The organism is Nocardioides sp. CER19 (assembly GCF_029846275.1).
Taxonomy (GTDB): Bacteria; Actinomycetota; Actinomycetes; order Propionibacteriales; family Nocardioidaceae; genus Nocardioides.
Map to the genome: position 1 here is coordinate 703366 of NZ_JARVWS010000001.1, position 18674 is coordinate 722039.

Here is an 18674-nt window from a genome sequence, read left to right on the forward strand (position 1 = left end):
CTTTTCCAGATCGGGAGGGATACCGGCGCGCATAGCGGCGGGTGCGCCCTACCGGCCGGTAACATAAATCGTAGACCGGGGTGTTTGCTCGTGCAAGCGGGGGGTCACCGCCCCACCGTTACGGTGTCCCAGATGCGAAGGATCGGGAGAACGGTGGCAGTGGTGGTCGCCGCCCTGCTGCTCGTCCTCGCTCCGGTCGCCGGGGCGGTCGTCGCGGTGCGGTTCGCGCCGCCGGGCCACGCGTCGGTCGCCGGCCAGAGCGTGGCGGTCAAGCCGGTCATCGGCCGCGACACCACCGTGATCCAGGGCGGCGCGATCGTGCGTCCGGAGCACGCGCACGTCGGCCTACTCGGCCTGGGGACCGACATCGGTCTCGACCTCAGCCTGGACTGGAACCGCCTGATCCCGCAGGACAAGCAGACCCGCGCCTACCTCACCCAGCTCTTCGACGACCCGGCTCCGGCCATGGCCGAGATCCGGGAGGCCGCCCGGACGTACGTCGTCCGGTGGGCGGCGATCGGGTTCGGGACCGTGCTGGCCATCGAGATCGGAGGCGTGCTGCTCGTGCGGCAGCGCCGCCGCCGGCTCGCTGCCCTGTCCCCGGAGGTCGCCGGCGCCGTCACCGCCTACAACGCCCGGCTGCGGACCGTGGTCGCCGCGTCGTGCGCCGTCGCCCTGGTCTCGCTCCACGCGGTCGCCGCGCACGTCATCGCCGACCCGGACGAGCGGGCCGTGGTCGGCAGCCCGTTCTTCAACGGCACCGCCCTCGCGGGGACCGAGGTCAACGGCCTGGTGGCCGAGGTGGTCCCGTTCCTCTCGGTGCTCGAGCCGCACAGCGCGTTCTACGACAAGGCCTCCGACAACCTCGACGCCGCTCTCGGCGGCACCGACCTGCGGGTGAACAAGGACGACGTCCTCTTCATCGCCGGGGAGGACCTGGAGGACGTCAACGGGATGGCGCGGATCATGGGCCGGGCCGCGAAGCTGACCGGTGCCGACTTCATCGCCTACAGCGGCGACCTGACCTTCGCGGGCAAGGCGATCGAGAGCTACCTGCTCGACACGATCGACTACTACTCCGACAACGTCCCGGTCGAGTTCGCGCCGGGTCTCCACGACACCCCGGAGATCGTCCGAGCGGCGGACGCGCGGGGCTGGCGGGTCGCCGACAACCGCACCCACGACGTCCAGGGCATCTCGCTCCTCTCGCTCGCGGACCCGCGGGTCTCCACCGTCGGCGACTTCGGGAGCGGCACGGTCGAGCGGGAGGACGGTGTCGGCGTGCCGGAGTTCCTCGACGCGGCGACCCGGGAGGCGTGCTCGACCAAGCCCGACATCGTCCTGCTCCACGACCACCTCCTCGGGGCCCGGCTGGCCCAACAGGGCTGCCAGACGGCGATGGTGCTCGACGGCCGCTCCTACCGGCTGATCGGCGCTCAGGAGCACACCACCGACGACGGCAGGACGTCGCTCGAGTACACCCAGGGCAGCGCCGGCGGTCACGTCACGACGGCGCCGAACCCGGGCGACATCCAGCACCCCGCGACGTTCGAGGCGTTCAGCGTCAACCCCGACACGAAGGCCCTGCACGTCAGCGTCTTCACCGTGCGGCCGGACGCGAGCGTCCAGGTCAGCTCGCCCGTCGCGCTCCCCTGACGCAGGGTCAGGTCGCCAGGCGCTCCCGGCACCACTCGACCAGCGGCCGCAGGCTGCGCCAGTCGTCGCGTACGACGTCCACGAGCTCGGCCGTGTGGATGACCGGCTCGAAGCCCAGCGACCGGCCCGCGACCAGCGACTTGTGCCGCAGCAGCCCGATGCGCGGGTGGTCGGCGTCGAACCCGCGCGGCGTGGTCTTCAGCGTCTCGCCGCCGATGTCGAAGCCGTCCTTCTCGACCCCGTCGAGCAGCCTCTCCAGCTCCGGCCCGAACCGGTCGTGCACGACCGCCGCGCGGAAGGCGGCCAGCCGGTCGCTCGGCGCGTGGTAGAAGCCGCCGCCGACGCGGACGCCGCGTGGGGAGAGCTCCAGGTAGTAGCCGGTCGCCTCGGCGACGCCCACGAACGCGCCCTGATGGGTCTTGTAGGGCGTCTTGTCCTTGCTGAACCGCACGTCGCGGTAGGGGCGGAAGATCTTGGCGCTGCCGAACTCCGGCTCCAGCGCTGTGGTGAGCGCCTTGAACGGTGCGAGCACCGACTCCTGGTAGACGTGCTTGTGGGCCTCCCAGAACGACCTGGTGTTGTCGACCTCGAGGTCGTCGTAGAAGTCCAGCGCGGCGACGGGGAAGCCTTCGAACACGGACGACGCAGCCATGTCGGCATGGTCGCAGACGCACGACGGCCGGGACCCGTGCGGGTCCCGGCCGTCGTGGCGGCGTCGACGCGGGGCCGGGCGTGCCGGCGGTGAGCTCCTGCGCGGCCTTCGCGCCGGCGATCGGTGGGTGGTGAGGCACCGGCAACCGCCGGTCCGCGGACGGCTCGGCCGGGTTCGCGCGGGTCAGCCCAGGCGGCCGGTCCGCAGGGCGACGGCGACGTCGGGTCGATCGTTCGCCTCGGCGAGGCGCGCCGCCTCCTCGACGTCGTAGTCGATGGCGTGCTCCTCGACCTCCCACCGCCCGTCGGCGTCGGTGAGCAGGGTGAAGCGCGCGTGGGGCGTGCCCGCCTCGACGACGTGGGGCGCCGGCTCGTCGCCGGCGAACGCCGGCCAGCCGACGCTGCCCGGGTTCACCACCAGGGCGCCGCCGGGCAGGGTCCTGGTCCGCTGGAGGTGCGTGTGGCCGCACAGGAACACGGCGAACCGACCGGCGTCGGCGCCGAGGCGGGTCAGCACCTCGTCGTCGGAGGCCTCCCGCAGGCCGTCGCCCACCGTCTCGAGCAGGTAGCAAAGGTCGTCGTCGGGAGCGCCGTGGAAGGCCAGTACGCCGGGCAGGATCTCGAGCCGTTCCGGCAGCCCTGCCAGCCACGACCGGTCGTCGGGGGTGAGGTGTCCGTGGGCGAGCCGGTCGGAGGCGCCCATCGCCTCGGCGGGCAGGGTCAGCAGCTGACGCTCGTGGTTGCCGCGCACCGTGACGATGTCGGGACGGCTGCGGAGGAGGTCGAGCGTGCCGCGGGGGTCGACGCCGCCGGACGCGACGTCGCCGAGGTCGACGACGACGTCCGGCCGCCGGTCGTCGATGGCGGCGAGCACGGCTCGTAGGGCCGGGGTGTTGCCGTGGACATCGGAGAAGGCGGCGATCGTCGTCACCGCGGCACGCTATCGACCATGGCGACGGTGTCGACCGATTTCCGGTGCTGGAGCGGATGACGAGGCTCGAACTCGCGACATTCAGCTTGGGAAGCTGACGCTCTACCAACTGAGCTACATCCGCAGTGCTTCTCCCTCGGGGATCGAGCCCGTCGAGATCGCGGAGAGGATGCTACCTCACGCATCGCCTTCCGGCGCCAGTGGCGTCGGACGCGGCGGCGTCAGGACGTCGTACTTGGGGTCGAGGCCGTCGCCCGACGAGCGCCCGGTGAGGCGCCGCGCGATCCAGGGCAGCAGGAACGTCCGCACCCACTGGGCGTTCTCGGCGCGCAGCTCGCGCGCCGACAGCGGCGGCAGTGACGCCAGCACCTGGCGCTCCAGGCCGTGGTCGAGGCCGAGCGCCTCGAGGACCTTGAGGGCCATGTCCTGGTGACCGGCGGCGTTGAGGTGCAGGCGGTCCTCGTCGAGCAGCTGGCGCCGGTCGAAGTCGTGCTCACGCCAGGCGTCGACGAGGCGGGCACCGTGGCGGTCGGCCACCTCGCGGACGAACTCGTTCCAGAGCGCGACGCGGCCGCGGACCACCTTGAAGGCCTGGTTGGACCGGGTGTCGCCGAGCGTGAAGAGCACGACGGTCGCACCGATCCCGCTCAGCGCGCCGACCGCCTCGTCGAGGAGGGCGGCGAGCCCGTCGATGTCGGCCTTCGGGCGCAGGACGTCGTTGCCGCCCCCGCTCAGCGTGACCAGGTCGGGCCGCAGCTCCAGGGTCGGCGGCACCTGCTCGGCGATGATCTGCGGCAGCTTGCGCCCGCGGATGGCCAGGTTCGCGTAGCCGAAGTCGGGCTGTGTCGCCGCGAGCGCCTCGGCGACCCGGTCGGCCCAGCCACGCACCCCGTTCGGGCGGTCGGGGTCGGGATCGCCGACCCCCTCCGTGAACGAGTCTCCGATCGCGACGTACCTCGTGAAGCTCTCTCCCACGATGAGCATTGTGCGCCCGAGCCTCGAAGCGCTCGACCGGCGGGTCGCCCTCGGTAGGGTGACCCCGTGCTGCTGAGCGACAGGGACATCCTCGCCGAGATCGAGGCCGGCCGGATCGTCATGGACCCCTGGGAGGAGGCGATGATCCAGCCGTCGAGCATCGACGTCCGGCTGGACCGCTTCTTCCGTGTCTTCGACAACCACAAGTACGCCACGATCGACCCGGCCGTCGACCAGTCGGAGCTGACGCGTCAGGTGGAGACGGACGGCGACGACCCGTTCATCCTGCACCCCGGGGAGTTCGTGCTCGGGTCGACATACGAGGCCGTCACGCTGCCCGACGACGTCGCGGCCCGTGTCGAGGGCAAGTCGTCCCTGGGCCGGCTCGGCCTGCTCACGCACGCGACGGCAGGCTTCGTCGACCCCGGCTTCTCCGGCCACGTCACGCTCGAGCTCGCGAACGTCGCGACACTGCCGATCAAGCTCTACCCGGGCATGAAGATCGGGCAGTTCTGCTTCTTCCGCCTGACGTCGCCGAGCGACCACCCCTACGGCTCGGCGAGGTACGGCAGCCGCTACCAGGGCCAGCGCGGCCCCACGCCGTCACGCAGCTTCCAGAACTTCCACCGCACGGCGATCTGAGGTCGCGGCGCGCGAGCGCCGCCAGCGGGCGTCGCCCCACAGGCCGACCCACAGGAGCAGAAGCGCGACGACGCCGTCGAGCCACCAGTGGTGGCCGGTCGCGGCGACGACGAACATCGTCGCGGGCAGGTGCAGCAGCACCAGCCAGCGCCAGGGACTGCGCGCGACGCACAGCACGCCGAGTGCGACGACGGCCGCCCACGCGACGTGGATCGACGGCATCGCGGCGTACTGGTCGCTCACGCCGGTCCCGGGATTGCCGTAGACCTGGAAGCCGAGCCGCTGCGACAGGTCGACGAAGCCGAGCTCCGGGATGAAGCGCGGCGGCGCCACCCGGATGAACCGGATGACCAGGCAGCCGAGGGTCACGTAGACCAGCCCGTTGCGCCAGTGCGGGTAGGACTCGCGGTGCCGCACCCACAGCCACACCAGGAAGGCGACGAGCGCCGGCACGTGGAGCGTCGCGTAGTAGGCGTTGACCAGCCGAGCCAGCCAGTCGTGCTGCACGACGACGTGCTGGAGGTGGATCTCGCCGGGTAGGTGCAGCCACTGCTGGATCCGGTGGATCTCGCGGCCGCGCTCGACGGCCCCGGCCTCGTGCGTGAACGGCAGCTGCCGGGCCAGCCGCCAGATGGCGTAGAGGCCGCTGATCAGCGCGAACTCGCGGAGCGCGGGCACCGACGCCGTACGTGCGCGGCCCTGCGGGAGACGCAGGCAGGCCAGGGCGAGGAAGAGGGCGAGCACGCTGGCGAACGCTGCTTCATCCCAGGACGGCCACGGCACGGGGGACAGTCTGCTCCCTCCACGGCGTCTCCGCCTCGAAAGGTCGCGGACCTCTTGCACACCCCGCCATAAATATGGTTAGGCTGTCCTAAGTAAGTCTTACCTCACTAGAGAGGGCATGCCGTGCCCCGCCGTACCTCCCTCCGCGTCGTCCTGGTGACCGCGCTCGCCGCCCTGGCGCTGGCCGCCTGCGGCACCGACTCCTCGGACGACGCGCCGACGAGCTCCTCCGCCGCGGCCGCCGACGACACCAGCTACCCGATCACCATCGAGCACGCCCTCGGCGAGACCGTCATCGAGAAGAAGCCGGAGCGGGTGGCGACGGTCGCGTGGTCGAACCACGAGGTGCCGCTCGCCCTCGGGATCGTGCCGGTCGGGATGAGCAAGGCCGCCTGGGGCGACGACGACGGCGACGGCGTGCTGCCGTGGGTCGAGGACAAGCTCGACGAGCTCCACGCGAAGACGCCGGTGCTCTTCGACGAGTCCGACGGCATCGACTTCGAGGCCGTGGCCGACACCCGGCCGGACGTCATCCTCGCGGCGTACTCGGGGCTGACCGAGGAGGACTACGAGAAGCTCAGCAAGATCGCGCCGACCGTCGCCTACCCGGGCATCCCCTGGGCGACCTCGCTCGACGACACGATCAAGCTCGACTCCGAGGCGCTCGGCATGAAGAGGCAGGGCGAGGAGCTGATCGCCGCCCTCCACGAGAAGGAGAAGGCCGAGTTCGCGAAGTACCCGGCGCTGGCCGGCAAGAAGATCCTCTTCTCCTACATCGACCCGAAGGACATGAGTCAGGTCGGCTTCTACACGACCCACGACACCCGGCCGGGCTTCCTGTCCGACCTCGGGAGCCCGCAGCCGAAGGTCGTCGTGGACTACTCGGCGAAGACCGAGGAGTTCTACCAGACCGTGAGCGCCGAGGACACCGAGGCGTTCGACGACGTCGACGTGTTCGTCACCTACGGCAACACCGACGGCTCGACGCTCGCCGCCATGCAGAAGGACCCGCTGCTGTCGAAGATCCCCGCGATCAAGAACGGTGCCGTCGCGGTGCTCGCCGACAGCACCCCGCTCGCCGCCTCCGCCAACCCGTCCCCGCTCTCCATCGACGCCACGCTCGACGAGTACTTCCAGGTGCTCTCCGACGCGGCCGCCAAGGCCGCGTGACCGCCCTGGTCTCAGCCGGCTCGCCACCGGACGCCGTCGCCACGCGGCGTCCGGTGGCAGCCCGTCTCGGCTGGCTGACCCTCGTCATCGGGCTGCTGGTCGTCGTGGCCGCTGCCTCGGTCGCGCTCGGCGTACGCCTCGTCGGGTGGCACGACCTCCTCACCGGCCTCGGCGGCGCCGACGGCACCTCCGACCAGGCGGCCGTCGTGAAGCGGGTCCCTCGCACGGTGCTCGCCCTGCTCGTCGGCGCCTCGCTCGGCCTCTCGGGTGCCCTGCTGCAGGGCGCCACCCGGAACCCGCTGGCCGACCCGGGCCTGCTCGGGATCACCAACGGCTCGGCGCTCGCCGTCGTGAGCGGCATCGCGTTCTTCGGCCTGAGCTCGCCGAGCAGCTATGTCTGGGTCGCGATCGCCGGCGCCGGGGCAGCCGCGGTCTTCGTCTACCTCGTCGGCTCGCTCGGTCGCGGCGGCGCGACGCCCCTCAAGCTCACCCTCGCCGGTGCCGCGACCGGTGCTGCGCTCTCCTCGCTGGTCAGCGCCGTCCTGCTCCCGCGCATCGACGTCATGAACGAGTTCCGCTTCTGGCAGATCGGCGGGGTCGGCGGCGCGAGCTGGGACCGGCTCGCGCAGATCGCCCCCTTCCTGGCCGTCGGCGCGGTCCTGAGCCTCGGCTCGGCCCGGGGCCTCAACACCCTCGCTCTGGGCGACGACGTCGCCGCCGGCCTCGGCCAGCGGGTCGCGACCACCCGCGTCGTCGCCGCGCTCGGCGCGGTCGTGCTCTGCGGGGCCGCCACGTCGGCGGCCGGCCCCATCGCCTTCGTCGGACTGATCGTCCCGCACCTGTGCCGCCTCATCGTCGGCCCCGACCACCGCTGGCTGCTGCCGTCCTGCGTCCTGGCCGGTGCGCTGCTCCTGACCGCCGCGGACGTCGTCGGTCGCCTCGTCGCGCGGCCGTCCGAGGTGGACGTCGGGATCATGACCGCCCTCATCGGCGCTCCCGTCTTCATCGCGATCGTGCGCCGGCAGAGGATGCGTGCGCTGTGAGCGCGCCCGCCGCCTCGCTGGATCTCGCCGCCTCACTCGGTCGGGCCCGCCGCCGACGTACGACGCGTCGTGCCGCCGCCGTCGGTGCCCTCGCCGTGGTGGTCGTCGTCCTCTTCGCCGTCAGCCTGATGGTGGGCCACACGCTCTACGGCCTCGGCGACGTGCTGCGCGTCGTGGCCGGCCAGGACGTGCCCGGCGCCTCCTTCACCGTCGGCGAGCTGCGGCTGCCCCGGGCCTGCCTCGGCCTGCTGGCCGGAGCGTGCCTCGGCGCCGGTGGTGTCACCTTCCAGACCATGCTGCGCAACCCGCTCGCCTCCCCCGACGTGATCGGCATCCAGCAGGGCGCGAGCGCGGCAGCGGTGTTCGCCGTCGTGTTCCTCTCGGTGAGCCAGACGATGGTGTCGGTGCTGGCCATCGTCGCGGCCCTGGCGACCGCGCTGCTGATCTACGTCCTCTCGTTCAAGGACGGCGTCGTCGGCACCCGGCTGATCCTCATCGGCATCGGCATCGCGGCGATGCTCCACAGCGTCGTCACCTACGTCCTGGCCCGGGCTGACCAGTGGGACCTGCAGATGGCCATGCGCTGGCTCACCGGCAGCCTCAACTCGGCCGACTGGGACGTCGTCGTACCCCTCGCGATCGGGACGGTCGTCGTCGCGCCGCTGCTGCTCTCCCAGCAGCGCCGGCTCGACCTGCTCCGGCTCGGCGACGACGCGGCCTCCGCCCTCGGTGTGCCGGTCGAGCGGACCCGGCTGCTCGCCGTCCTGGCCGCCGTCGGGCTCCTCGCCTTCGCCACCGCGGCCGCAGGCCCGATCGCCTTCGTGGCCTTCCTGGCCGGTCCGATCGCCGCCCGTCTCGTCGGCCCCGGCATCTCGCTGGTCGTACCGTCCGCCCTGGTCGGATCGGCGCTCGTGCTCGGCGCCGACCTCGTCGGCCAGTGGGTGTTCGGCACGCGCTACCCGGTCGGCGTCATCACCGGCGCGCTCGGCGCCCCGTTCCTCGTCTACCTGCTCGTCCGCGCCCACCGCACGGGAGGCTCCCTGTGACCACCGACCACCTCCTCACGGCCCAGTCCGTCACCCTCGGGTACGGCGACCGCCCGGTCGTCGACGGCCTCGACCTCGTCGTCCCGCCCGGTCGCGTGACGGTGATCGTCGGCGCCAACGCCTGCGGGAAGTCGACCCTGCTGCGAGCGCTCGCGCGCCTGCTCCGGCCGAGCGAGGGCCAGGTGGTCCTCGACGGGCACGACCTGCACAGGCTCCCGACCCGGGAGGTCGCCCGGGTGCTCGGCCTGCTGCCGCAGAGCCCGACGGCTCCGGAGGGCATCGTCGTCGCCGACCTGGTCGCGCGTGGCCGGCACCCGCACCAGCGGATGCTGCGCCGCTGGTCGGCCGCCGACGACCTCGCCGTCGCCGAGGCGCTCGCCGCGACCGGCACGAGCGGCGTCGCCGACCGGGCGGTCGACGAGCTGTCCGGCGGCCAGCGGCAGCGGGTCTGGATCGCGATGGCTCTCGCCCAGCAGACCGACGTCCTGCTGCTCGACGAGCCGACGACCTACCTCGACGTGAGCCACCAGGTCGAGGTGCTCGACCTGCTCGCCGACCTGAACCGCAACCGCGGCACCACCGTCGTGATGGTGCTGCACGACCTCAACCTCGCCGCCCGGTACGCCGACCACGTGGTCGCCCTCAAGGACGGCGCCGTCGTCGCCGAGGGTCCCCCGTCGCAGGTCGTGACCGAGGAGCTCGTCGCCGAGGTCTTCGGCCTCGACTGCCGGGTCGTCCCCGACCCCGTCTCGCACACGCCTCTGGTCGTGCCGATCGGGCGCCACCACCGGGTCGACCAGGAGATCTCCGCATGAGCCCGCTGCTCGCCACCGTCGAGGTCCGTCGGACCGAGCGGCTGTCGCCGTCGTACGTCCGTCTCGAGCTCGGCTCGCCCGACCTCGCCCGCTTCGGCGTGGACGGGCCGCTCTACGACCAGCGCATCAAGCTGCTGCTGCCCGGGCCGGCGGGCCTGCCCTCGCTGTCGGCCGACAGCTGGTGGGCCGACTGGTGCGCGATCCCCGAGGAGGCCCGCGGCCACGTCCGCACCTACACGATCCGTGACGTGCTCGGCGACGGCGAGGACACCCGTCTCGTCGTCGACTTCGTGCTGCACCCCGGCGCCCACGGCCCCGGCTCGTCGTGGGCGGCGGAGGCCGCGGTGGGGGACCGGATCATGCTGCTCTGCCCGAAGCGAGGGGTCGCGTTCGGCGGCATCGAGTTCGTGCCGGGCGACGCCCGGCGGCTGCTGCTGGCGGGTGACGAGACCGCGGTGCCGGCGGTGGCGTCGATCCTCTCACTGCTGCCGGAGGACGCCGTCGGCGCGGCGTTCCTCGAGGTGCCGGTGGAGGAGGACGTCCAGTCGCTGGGCGGACCGACGGGGGTCGAGATCACCTGGCTCCCGCGAGCCGGTGCTCCGATCGGGAGCAGTCTGTCGGCGGCGGTGCTCGCCCACCTGGGTGGCGGTCGTGCACCTGCGGTGAGCGACGCCGAGGTCGACCCGGACCTGTGGGAGACCCCGACGTACTCGTCCTCGGGCGAACCGCTCAGCGCGGAGGGTCGGGACGGGCTCTACGCCTGGATCGCCGGCGAGTCCAAGGTCGTGACGGGGCTCAGGCGGGCGCTGGTCTCCGACCTCGGGCTGAACCGGTCACAGGTCGCCTTCATGGGGTACTGGCGCGAGGGCGTCGCGATGAGGAGCTGACCCCCGCGGGGCCACACGAGTCGGGCGATCACTGTCGTTCTCCGTTCGCTCGCACTGCTTCCGCTGGACGCGGGCGGCGGGTCGACGAGGGGCCACCGCTGCCCCACCAAGGAAGGAATAGGCGCTCATAGCGACACCAACGTGATGTCGCCGCTGCCGCTGTGGGCCCGCACCTCGACGTGGTCCTGGCCCGGGCCCGGCTCGCCGAGCCGGGGGAGCGTCGAGCTGATCCGACCGCTGACGGTCGAGACGTCGGTCCAGACCGGTACGCCGGCGGGGACGCCGACCCGGATGTCGCCCGACCCGCCCTTGCCGGTGACCCGGCCGGACGAGATCGAGCCGATCTCGAGGTCGCCGCTGCCGGTGCTGAGCGTGATGTCGCCGGTGGCCCGGTGCACGCGCAAGGTGCCGGAGCCGGTCTTGACCCGCACGGGTCCGGAGACCGAGCCGAGCTCGACGTCGCCGGAGCCGACCGACGCGACGACGGTGCGACCGGCGGCCCCGATCGAGACGTCGCCGGAGCCGGACTTCACGCGTACGTCGCCGTCGCTGTCGCCGACCTGGATCTGGCCGGAGCCGGTCTCGAGCACGGTCGAGCCGGTGGAGTGCTCGACGTCGATCCCGCCGGAGCCCGTCTGGACGACGACCGACCCGACGTCACCGCTCACGGTGACCTCCGCGGAGCCGGTCTTGATCTTGAGGTCGCTCCCGGACGGCAGGTCGACGGTGACGTCGATCCCGCTGCGGCCGAACAGGCCACGCTGGCGCGGAGCGACGACAGCGATGCCGCCGCCGCGCTCCTCGACGCGGGTCTGGTCCGCGTCCTGCCCGGTGACGACGACGTCGGTCGTGTCGCGCTCGCCGGCGCGGACCTCGATGCGCCCGGCGCCGAGAACGGCGAGGAGCCGGGTCGGGCCGGGGGTCTCGAAGTGGTGGTCCATGTGTCTTCCTCGTCGGTTGTCAGGCCCAGCCGGTCATCCGGTGGGGGCCGCGTCCCTGCGGGGCGGCACCGGGGCCGCCGAGGAACGGGATGCTGGAGAGGTCGATGTCCACGTTGATCGCGCCCTCGCGGGTCGCGTTGCGGACCAGGTTGACGAGCCAGGTGTTGAGGGACGCGCCGCTCCGGGCGGCGTACTCCTCGGCGCGGGCCTTCACCGACTCGGGGATGCGCAGGGTGATGCGGGCGAGCGAGCCCTCGTCCTCGGCCTCCGTGGGCTCGGCCTCGACAGGGGGCGCGGGCGCGGGCGGCGTCTCGACGCGGAACTCCAGGTCGCGCCCACTGAGGCGGACCTCGACGGAGCCGGCGGGAAGCTCGGCGGTGATCTCGGAGGTGGCCTGGCTGACCGCCTCCATCAGCGCGAGTCGCGCGGCGGGATCGAGCGCGTACGACAGGCGCTCGGCGGTCTCACGGGCCTCGGGCCCGGCGGCCTCTGCGGCGGCCAGCAGGTCGCGGCGGAGGCCTTCGACGTACGGCGTGATGTCCATGCGCACCACTATGACATCACTATGACGTCATTGCAACGTCACCATGCCGTCAGTTTTGACATCAGGTGTGGGTCGCTGGCCATCGGGGCAAGGGGAAGGGCTGACACTGAAACCGTCAGGGCACAACATCTGAATCGAGAAGAAAGGTCGTGGACCTATGGCCGCGGCTCCCGTGGTGGCGCTCGCCAGCGACACGTTGATCGATGCGCACGCCGTTGACTACCTGCTGATCGCGATCTACTTCGCGTTCGTCCTCGGGATCGGAGTGCTGGCCAGTCGCCGCGTCTCCGACTCCGTCGACTTCTTCCTCTCCGGACGCTCGCTCCCCGCGTGGGTGACGGGTCTGGCGTTCATCTCGGCCAACCTGGGCGCGGTCGAGATCATGGGCATGTCGGCGAACGGTGCCCAGTTCGGGCTCCCGTCCGTGCACTACTTCTGGATCGGCGCGATCCCCGCCATGCTGTTCCTCGGCGTCGTGATGATGCCGTTCTACTACGGCTCCAAGGTGCGCTCGGTCCCCGAGTTCATGCGGCGCCGCTTCGGTCCGGGCGCGCACCTGGTCAACGCACTGTCGTTCGCCATCGCGCAGCTCCTCATCGCCGGCATCAACCTCTACCTGCTCGGCTCGATCGTGCACGCGCTGCTCGGGTGGCCGCTGTGGATCGCGCTCATCGTGGCCGCCGCGATCGTGCTGTCCTACATCACGCTCGGTGGTCTCCGCGCCGCGATCTACAACGAGGTCCTGCAGTTCTTCGTCATCGTCGCCTCCCTCGCGCCGCTGACCCTGCTCGGCCTGCACCGCATCGGTGGCTGGAGTGGCCTCGAGGACAAGATCCGGAGCGCGGCTTCGGCGCACCCCGGCGACATCGCCCCCGCGTCGCAGCAGCTCAACTCCTGGCCCGGTGACGCGCTCACCGGCTTCAGCTCCTCGTTCCTGTCGGTCGTCGGCATCGTCTTCGGCCTCGGCTTCGTGCTGTCCTTCGGCTACTGGACGACGAACTTCGTCGAGGTCCAGCGCGCGATGGCGTCCGACTCGATCTCCTCGGCGCGGAAGACGCCGATCATCGGCTCCTTCCCGAAGATGTTCATCCCGTTCATCACGATCGTGCCGGGCATGATCGCCGCGGTGCTGGTCAAGGAGATCGCCGACGTCAAGGCCGGCGGCTCGGTCCCAGGAGGGGCGTCCGGGAAGGGCGTGGCCTTCAACGACGCCCTCATCTACCTGATGCGCGACGTCCTGCCCAACGGTCTGCTCGGGCTCGCGATCACCGGCCTGCTGGCCGCGTTCATGGCGGGCATGGCGGCGAACATCTCCGCGTTCAACACCGTGCTGTCCTACGACCTCGTGCAGACGTACGTCATCAAGGACCGCGAGGACTCGTGGTACCTCAGGATCGGCCGCTGGGCCACCGTCGCCGCGACGGTGATCGCGATCTTCACCGCCGGGCTGGCGTCGAACTTCTCGAACATCATGAACTACCTGCAGACGCTGTTCGGGTTCTTCAACGCACCGCTGTTCGCGACGTTCATCCTCGGTATGTTCTGGAAGCGGATGACCGCCACAGCGGGCTGGGTCGGTCTGGTCGCCGGAACGCTCTCGGCGGTCACGGTCGCGTTCCTCTCCGAGGACGCGTTCGGGTCGGCGTCGCTGGGGGTGCTGAACCTGTCCGGTCAGGGCGCGTCGTTCGTCGCCGCGTCGACCGCGTTCGTCGTGGACATCGTCTTGTCGGTCATCGTGTCCTACGCGACTCGTCCGAAGACGCACGAGGAGCTCGTTGGGCTGGTCTACTCCGAGACGCCGCGCGAGGACCTGGTGGACGCGGCCGAGGCGACGTACCCGTGGTACCGCCGCACGGTCCCGCTCGCGTGCGTCTCGCTCGTGCTCGTCATCATCCTCAACTTCCTCTTCTGATCGGAGACTGTCATGGCACAGAGCAAGAAGACCGCCGGCTTCTTCGACATCCGCAACGTCATCGGCGCGCTGATGGCCGTCTACGGCGTGATCCTGATCCTCATGGGGATCTTCGCCGACAAGGAGGGCAGCAAGACCGGCGACGTCAACGCCAACCTCTGGGCGGGGATCGTCCTGCTCATCGTCGGCATCATCTTCCTCGCGTGGGCGTGGATCCGTCCGGTCGTGGTCGACGAGGAGGTCGTCGCCGAGGCGCGTGCGGAGGACGACCATCACGATGTCCGCTGATGTCCGCTGATGTCCGCTGATGTCCGCTGATCCCGTCGACGTCCTCCGTCGCTGGGAGGCGGCGGGGGGCACGTGGGAGGTCGTCATCCGGGCCTCCGACGCGATGACGGTGCGCCTGTGCACGTGCACGGGCGGCGAGGAGGTCGACCGGCTGGTCTCGGCGTCGCCCGCGCTCGCCGAGTACGTCGGCGGGCGCTCGCGCAGCGACGACTGATCATCCAGTGCCGTGGTTCCGAGTCACCTGGTGGCTCGGGACCACGGCACTGCTGATCTCGCCGTCCGGAGCCGCCCGACTCGCCTCGCCGGGCCGCCGCGGGGACCCATCGCGTCCGGCGTGACTGGTGGGGGCGGCCGGCGTGTCTCGGGGCTCCCTTGCCTGTCACCCGCGCCCATGGGTCCTCCGGGACGCGACGGCACAGTCCCGAAATGCACGGTGCCGTGGTTCCGAGTCATCCGGTGACTCGGAACCACGGCACAGCTACGTGGCCTCGCTCAGAGGTCGAAGAGCGACCCCGCGGCGTTGATGTCGGCATCCGTCCGCGGGCTGTGCGCCTCGCCGGAGGACGGCGCCGGCTTCTCGGCGGGCGGGGCCTCCGTCGTCTCAGCCGTCGTCTCAGCCGGCGTCTCGGCCACCGCGTCGACCTCCTCCGTGTCCGAGACCTCCGGGGCCGCGGCCGCGGACGGCTCGGCGACATCGGCGGCCGCGACGCTGGGCGGTGCGTCATCAACGGTCGGCGCAGCGGCCTCGGTTGGCTGCTCACCGCTCGGAGCGGCGACGGCGCCCGACGGAGCCTCGATGTCGAACAGCGAGCCGACCGACTCGATCTCCACGTCGGTGTGCGGCGTGGAGGCGACGCCGGACGACGCAGCGGGGGCGGCCGGGGACATCGGAGCCGGCGCCGCGGCAGTCGGCTCCTCGACCGGCTCCTCGACCGGCTCCTCGACCGGCTCCTCGACCGGCTCGTTGCCGGAGTCAGTCCCGTCGGCCGCCGCGTCGGTCGCCGCCGGGTGGGCGGTCACCTCGGGAGTCGGCTCGCCACCGGTCGTTGCGTCGTCGGCCGGCGTCTCCGGGACAGCGGTCACCGCAGGTGTGACGGGCGGGGCAGACGCGACCGGGGCGCCCTCGGGAGCCGCGATGTCGAACAGCGACGAGGCGCTCTCGATGTCGACGTCGGTCCGCGGAGCCGACGTAGCCCCGGGAGCCGGCGCGGCCGGAGCCGCCGGTGCCGCCGGAGCCGGCGGTGCGTCCTCAACCGTCGACGCCGCAGCTTCGGTCGACTGCTCACCGCTCGGAGCTGCCGACGCGTCCGGCTGGGCGGGGATGTCGAACAGCGAGCCGCCGGCGCCCAGGTCGATGCTCGGCTCCGCCTTCGCGGCGGGCTCGGCGGGCTCGGCGGGCTCCTCCTTCGCGGCTGGCCTTGCCGGAGCAGCCGGCTCGTCGGTCGCCGGCTGTACGTCGAACAGCGACCCGCCGGACCCGAGCTCCGTCTCGGCCTTCGCCTCCGGCGCGGTCGGCTTCTCCTCGGGTGCCGACTCCGCGGGGATGTCGAACAGCGACCCGCCGGAGGCCGGCGCGGCCTCGTCCTGCTGCGGCGCCGGCGGCTCGGCCTTGTCCTCCGCCGGCGCGGCCGGCGTGTCGAAGAGGGAGCCGCCCTCGTCGAAGAGCGATCCTCCGGACTTGGCCTCGGGAGCCGCGGGCTCGGGAGCAGCGGGCTCCGAAGGCGCCGGGGTGTCGAACAGCGAGGACGCGTCGTCGGGCGCGGAGTCGCTCCGGGCGTCGGCCGGGGTGTCGAAGAGCGACGACCCGCCGGACGCCTTCGCGGCCGGACCCGCGTCTGCGGTCTCGGTGACCGTGTCGGCGGAGGCCGTCACGTCCCCGGTCGACGGCTCGGCGGCGACGGCGGCGGACGCCGCGGTGGCGACACCCGCGCCGGGGGCCGTCTTCGTCGCCATCTCGCCCTTGACCGACGCGAGCAGCATCTGCGCGACGTCGAGGACCTCGACCGACTCGCGGGCATTGCCGTCCGCCTGCGCGGCGGTCAGTCCGTCGGAGAGCATCACCCGGCAGAACGGGCAGCCGACGGCGATCTGGTCGGCGCCGGTGGCGACGGCCTCGTCGGTGCGGTTGCGGTTGATGCGCGAGCCGAGGTTCTCCTCCATCCACATGCGGGCACCACCGGCGCCGCAGCAGAAGGAGCGCTCGGAGTTGCGCGGCATCTCGGCGTACTCGGCCCCGGGCAGGACCTGCAGCAGCTCGCGCGGCGGGCTGTAGACGCCGTTGTGGCGACCGATGTAGCAGGGGTCGTGATAGGTGATCGTGCGCTGGTGCGCGCCGGCGCCCTCGGTCACCGGGGTGAGCCTGCCCTCGCGGACGAGCCGGTTCAGCAGCTGGGTGTGGTGGACCACCTCGAGCTCGATGCCGAAGTCCTTGTACTCGTTCTTCAGCGTGTTGAAGCAGTGGGCGCAGGTCGAGACGACCTTCTTGACCTTGTACTCCTTGAACGTCTCGACGTTCTGCTGGGCCAGGCCCTGGAAGACGAACTCGTTGCCGGCGCGACGGGCCGGGTCGCCGTTGCAGGTCTCGCCGTTGCCGAGGACGCCGAAGGAGACGCCGGCCATGTCGAGCAGCTCGGCGACGGCGCGGGTGGTCTTCTTGGCGCGGTCCTCGTAGGCGCCGGCACAGCCGACCCAGAACAGCCAGTCGACCTCGTCGAGCGACTCGAGGTCGTCGCCGACGACCTTGACGTCGAACGGGAGGCCCTTGGCCCAGTCGAGGCGGGCGTTCGCGGACATGTTCCACGGGTTGCCCTTGTTCTCGAGGCCCTTGAACAGCCCGTTGATCTCCGTCGGGAAGTTCGACTCGACCAGCACCTGGTAGCGGCGCATGTCCATGATGTGGTCGACGTGCTCGATGTCGACCGGGCACTGCTGGACGCACGCGCCGCACGACGTGCAGGACCAGAGGACGTCCTCGTCGATGACGAAGTCCGCGCCCTCGGGGTTGTAGAACCAGTCCTTGACCTCGGTGCCGGAGCCGTCGGCGTCGCTGTGGCCGATGAGGGTCTTCTCGAGCACGGCCGTCGCCGCCTCGTTGCCCTCGGCCGCGGCGGGGTCGCGCAGGTACGGCGCCTTCTCGTAGGCGTGGTCGCGCAGGCCGAGCACCAGCAGCTTCGGGGAGAGCGGCTTCTCGGTGTTCCACGCGGGGCACTGCGACTGGCAGCGACCGCACTCGGTGCAGGTCGTGAAGTCGAGGATGCCCTTCCAGGAGAAGTCCTCGATCGCGCCGACGCCGAGCTTGGCGTCCTCGTCGAGGTCGTCGATGTCGTCGAGCGTGACCGCCTTGCCGTTGGAGACGAGAGGCTTCATGGCGCCCAGCGCCGTACGGCCGTTGTCGTCGCGCTTGAACCAGATGTTGAACCACGCGGTGAAGCGGTGCCACGCGACGCCCATGGTCAGGTTGCGGGCGATGACCATCAGCCAGACCATCGCGAGGGCGATCTTGAAGACCGCGATCGCGTAGACGATGTTCTGCAGCGTGGACTCGGAGCCCTGCGAGCTCGGGTAGAGCGCGTCACCGAACCACGACGCCAGCGGGAAGTGCGCGCGAGTCGCCTCGTCGGCGTGGCCGGTGACCTTCGCGAGGTTGAACTCCGCGCCGCGGATGAAGAGGATCGCGGCGCCCTCGAGCAGCGCCATGATCTCGACGAAGTAGGCCTGCCAGAACGTCGAGCCGAAGAAGCGCGACCCGCGGCCGAGCGAGCGCGGGTGGTTCCGCTGCCGGTAGATGATCAGGTAGACGATGCCGACCGTGCTGAGCGCGCCGATGAGCTCGCTGAACCACTCGTAGGGGTACCAGTGGCCGATGACCGGCCACGCGAACTCCGGGGTGAAGAGCTGGAAGTAGGCCGACAGCACCGCGAACGACAGGAAGATGAACGCGGCGAACACGAACCAGTGCATGACGCCGACGACCGTCCACTGCAGCATCCGCGTGTGGAGCACCGTCTCCTTGAGCATCGTGAGGGTACGACGCCCCGGGTTGCCGCTGCGTCCGACCGCGGGCTGGCCGGTGCGGATGACGCCGAGCATGCTGCGTACGGCGCCCGCGAGCAGCACGGCCGCGGCGACCGTGAGCACGAGCGAGACTACGATGGCAAAGGCTTGCATGCGGGAACTTCGCTCCTCGTCACTAACGAGCCCGCCGCGTCCGACGAGCGATCCAACACCCTAGGGCGGGCGTGCCGTGAGCGGCAGCCCGGACCAGAGTGACACGGATCCTACCCATCGGTAACTTGCTCCGCTGGGGGCACCTCCCCGACCCGGGACCGCCGACGGCCCCGTCGATGCTGGTTACCGGCGCGTCGAGGAGCATGATGACCCCGCAGGTGTG

17 protein-coding genes and 1 tRNA gene are annotated in these 18674 nt (G+C 71.4%); 10 read left to right on the forward strand and 8 right to left on the reverse strand.

What is annotated here, in order from left to right; all coding sequences use genetic code 11:
• The first annotated feature begins 153 nt into the window (after nt 1-153).
• The gene (locus QDS12_RS03455) at nt 154-1656 is read left to right on the forward strand and encodes a hypothetical protein (protein WP_279876929.1); all 1503 of its coding nucleotides are present in this window, start codon (nt 154-156) and stop codon (nt 1654-1656) included.
• A gap of 7 nt (nt 1657-1663) precedes the next feature.
• Here QDS12_RS03455 and QDS12_RS03460 read toward each other — a convergent pair whose 3' ends face one another.
• From QDS12_RS03460 to QDS12_RS03475, 4 genes are all read right to left on the reverse strand, one after another.
• Complete coding sequence (locus QDS12_RS03460; RefSeq protein ID WP_279876931.1) at nt 1664-2308, reverse strand: DUF2461 domain-containing protein; 645 nt, start codon at nt 2306-2308, stop codon at nt 1664-1666.
• A 183-nt stretch (nt 2309-2491) separates the two neighbouring features.
• Nucleotides 2492-3238 (reverse strand): metallophosphoesterase family protein, encoded by a 747-nt coding sequence (locus QDS12_RS03465; protein ID WP_279876933.1) that lies wholly within the window; start codon nt 3236-3238, stop codon nt 2492-2494.
• A 48-nt stretch (nt 3239-3286) separates the two neighbouring features.
• Nucleotides 3287-3362, reverse strand: a tRNA-Gly gene (locus tag QDS12_RS03470).
• Nucleotides 3363-3415: 53 nt separating this feature from the next.
• Entirely contained in the window at nt 3416-4213 is a 798-nt protein-coding gene (locus QDS12_RS03475) for an SGNH/GDSL hydrolase family protein (RefSeq protein ID WP_279876934.1), read from the reverse strand.
• A 66-nt stretch (nt 4214-4279) separates the two neighbouring features.
• On the opposite strand from QDS12_RS03475, the gene dcd reads away from it, so the two are divergent.
• The gene (gene dcd, locus QDS12_RS03480) at nt 4280-4855 is read left to right on the forward strand and encodes a dCTP deaminase (protein WP_279876935.1); all 576 of its coding nucleotides are present in this window, start codon (nt 4280-4282) and stop codon (nt 4853-4855) included.
• On the opposite strand, the gene QDS12_RS03485 is transcribed toward dcd, so the two are convergent.
• A complete protein-coding gene (locus tag QDS12_RS03485; protein WP_279876936.1) occupies nt 4817-5638 on the reverse strand; it encodes a phosphatase PAP2 family protein in 822 nt (273 codons plus the stop codon). The two genes, dcd and QDS12_RS03485, sit on opposite strands and share 39 nt — an antisense overlap.
• Nucleotides 5639-5761: 123 nt before the next feature.
• On the opposite strand from QDS12_RS03485, the gene QDS12_RS03490 reads away from it, so the two are divergent.
• The 5 genes from QDS12_RS03490 to QDS12_RS03510 are packed head-to-tail and all read left to right on the forward strand — an operon-like array spanning nt 5762 to nt 10599.
• Nucleotides 5762-6808: an iron-siderophore ABC transporter substrate-binding protein gene (locus QDS12_RS03490; protein WP_279876938.1), complete on the forward strand. Its 1047-nt coding sequence runs from the start codon at nt 5762-5764 to the stop codon at nt 6806-6808.
• 53 nt (nt 6809-6861) lie between these two features.
• Nucleotides 6862-7851 (forward strand): iron ABC transporter permease, encoded by a 990-nt coding sequence (locus QDS12_RS03495; RefSeq protein WP_279876940.1) that lies wholly within the window; start codon nt 6862-6864, stop codon nt 7849-7851.
• On the forward strand, nt 7848-8897 hold the full coding sequence (locus QDS12_RS03500; RefSeq protein ID WP_279876943.1) for an iron chelate uptake ABC transporter family permease subunit: 1050 nt from the start codon (nt 7848-7850) through the stop codon (nt 8895-8897). The genes QDS12_RS03495 and QDS12_RS03500 overlap by 4 nt, the downstream gene beginning before the upstream one ends.
• Nucleotides 8894-9712 (forward strand): ABC transporter ATP-binding protein, encoded by an 819-nt coding sequence (locus QDS12_RS03505; RefSeq protein ID WP_279876945.1) that lies wholly within the window; start codon nt 8894-8896, stop codon nt 9710-9712. Before QDS12_RS03500 ends, QDS12_RS03505 begins: the two co-directional genes overlap by 4 nt.
• Complete coding sequence (locus QDS12_RS03510) at nt 9709-10599, forward strand: siderophore-interacting protein (protein ID WP_279876947.1); 891 nt, start codon at nt 9709-9711, stop codon at nt 10597-10599. Before QDS12_RS03505 ends, QDS12_RS03510 begins: the two co-directional genes overlap by 4 nt.
• 125 nt (nt 10600-10724) lie before the next feature.
• On the opposite strand, the gene QDS12_RS03515 is transcribed toward QDS12_RS03510, so the two are convergent.
• Nucleotides 10725-11540 (reverse strand): DUF4097 family beta strand repeat-containing protein, encoded by an 816-nt coding sequence (locus tag QDS12_RS03515; RefSeq protein ID WP_279876949.1) that lies wholly within the window; start codon nt 11538-11540, stop codon nt 10725-10727.
• Nucleotides 11541-11559: 19 nt separating this feature from the next.
• A complete protein-coding gene (locus QDS12_RS03520; protein WP_279876951.1) occupies nt 11560-12084 on the reverse strand; it encodes a toxin-antitoxin system HicB family antitoxin in 525 nt (174 codons plus the stop codon).
• A gap of 157 nt (nt 12085-12241) precedes the next feature.
• On the opposite strand from QDS12_RS03520, the gene QDS12_RS03525 reads away from it, so the two are divergent.
• Genes QDS12_RS03525 through QDS12_RS03535 form a run of 3 tightly spaced genes read left to right on the forward strand, consistent with a single transcriptional unit; the run spans nt 12242 to nt 14498 of the window.
• Nucleotides 12242-13996 carry a sodium:solute symporter family protein gene (locus QDS12_RS03525; protein ID WP_279876953.1) on the forward strand — a complete coding sequence of 585 codons (1755 nt, stop codon included), beginning with the start codon at nt 12242-12244 and terminating at the stop codon, nt 13994-13996.
• A gap of 12 nt (nt 13997-14008) precedes the next feature.
• The gene (locus tag QDS12_RS03530; RefSeq protein WP_279876955.1) at nt 14009-14284 is read left to right on the forward strand and encodes a hypothetical protein; all 276 of its coding nucleotides are present in this window, start codon (nt 14009-14011) and stop codon (nt 14282-14284) included.
• A 19-nt stretch (nt 14285-14303) separates the two neighbouring features.
• Nucleotides 14304-14498 (forward strand): hypothetical protein, encoded by a 195-nt coding sequence (locus tag QDS12_RS03535; protein WP_279876957.1) that lies wholly within the window; start codon nt 14304-14306, stop codon nt 14496-14498.
• Between the two features lie 278 nt (nt 14499-14776).
• Here the strand turns inward: QDS12_RS03535 and QDS12_RS03540 are convergent, their stop codons facing one another.
• Nucleotides 14777-18451: a (Fe-S)-binding protein gene (locus QDS12_RS03540; RefSeq protein WP_279876960.1), complete on the reverse strand. Its 3675-nt coding sequence runs from the start codon at nt 18449-18451 to the stop codon at nt 14777-14779.
• Between the last annotated feature and the right edge of the window lie 223 nt (nt 18452-18674).

Coding starts and splice junctions, on each gene's coding strand:
- QDS12_RS03460 (WP_279876931.1), bottom strand. CDS start 2,308: ATGGCTGCGTCGTCCGTGTTCGAAGGCTTCCCCGTCGCCGCGCTGGAC.
- QDS12_RS03510 (WP_279876947.1), top strand. CDS start 9,709: ATGAGCCCGCTGCTCGCCACCGTCGAGGTCCGTCGGACCGAGCGGCTG.
- QDS12_RS03515 (WP_279876949.1), bottom strand. CDS start 11,540: ATGGACCACCACTTCGAGACCCCCGGCCCGACCCGGCTCCTCGCCGTT.
- QDS12_RS03520 (WP_279876951.1), bottom strand. CDS start 12,084: ATGGACATCACGCCGTACGTCGAAGGCCTCCGCCGCGACCTGCTGGCC.
- QDS12_RS03525 (WP_279876953.1), top strand. CDS start 12,242: ATGGCCGCGGCTCCCGTGGTGGCGCTCGCCAGCGACACGTTGATCGAT.
- QDS12_RS03530 (WP_279876955.1), top strand. CDS start 14,009: ATGGCACAGAGCAAGAAGACCGCCGGCTTCTTCGACATCCGCAACGTC.
- QDS12_RS03535 (WP_279876957.1), top strand. CDS start 14,304: ATGTCCGCTGATCCCGTCGACGTCCTCCGTCGCTGGGAGGCGGCGGGG.
- QDS12_RS03540 (WP_279876960.1), bottom strand. CDS start 18,451: ATGCAAGCCTTTGCCATCGTAGTCTCGCTCGTGCTCACGGTCGCCGCG.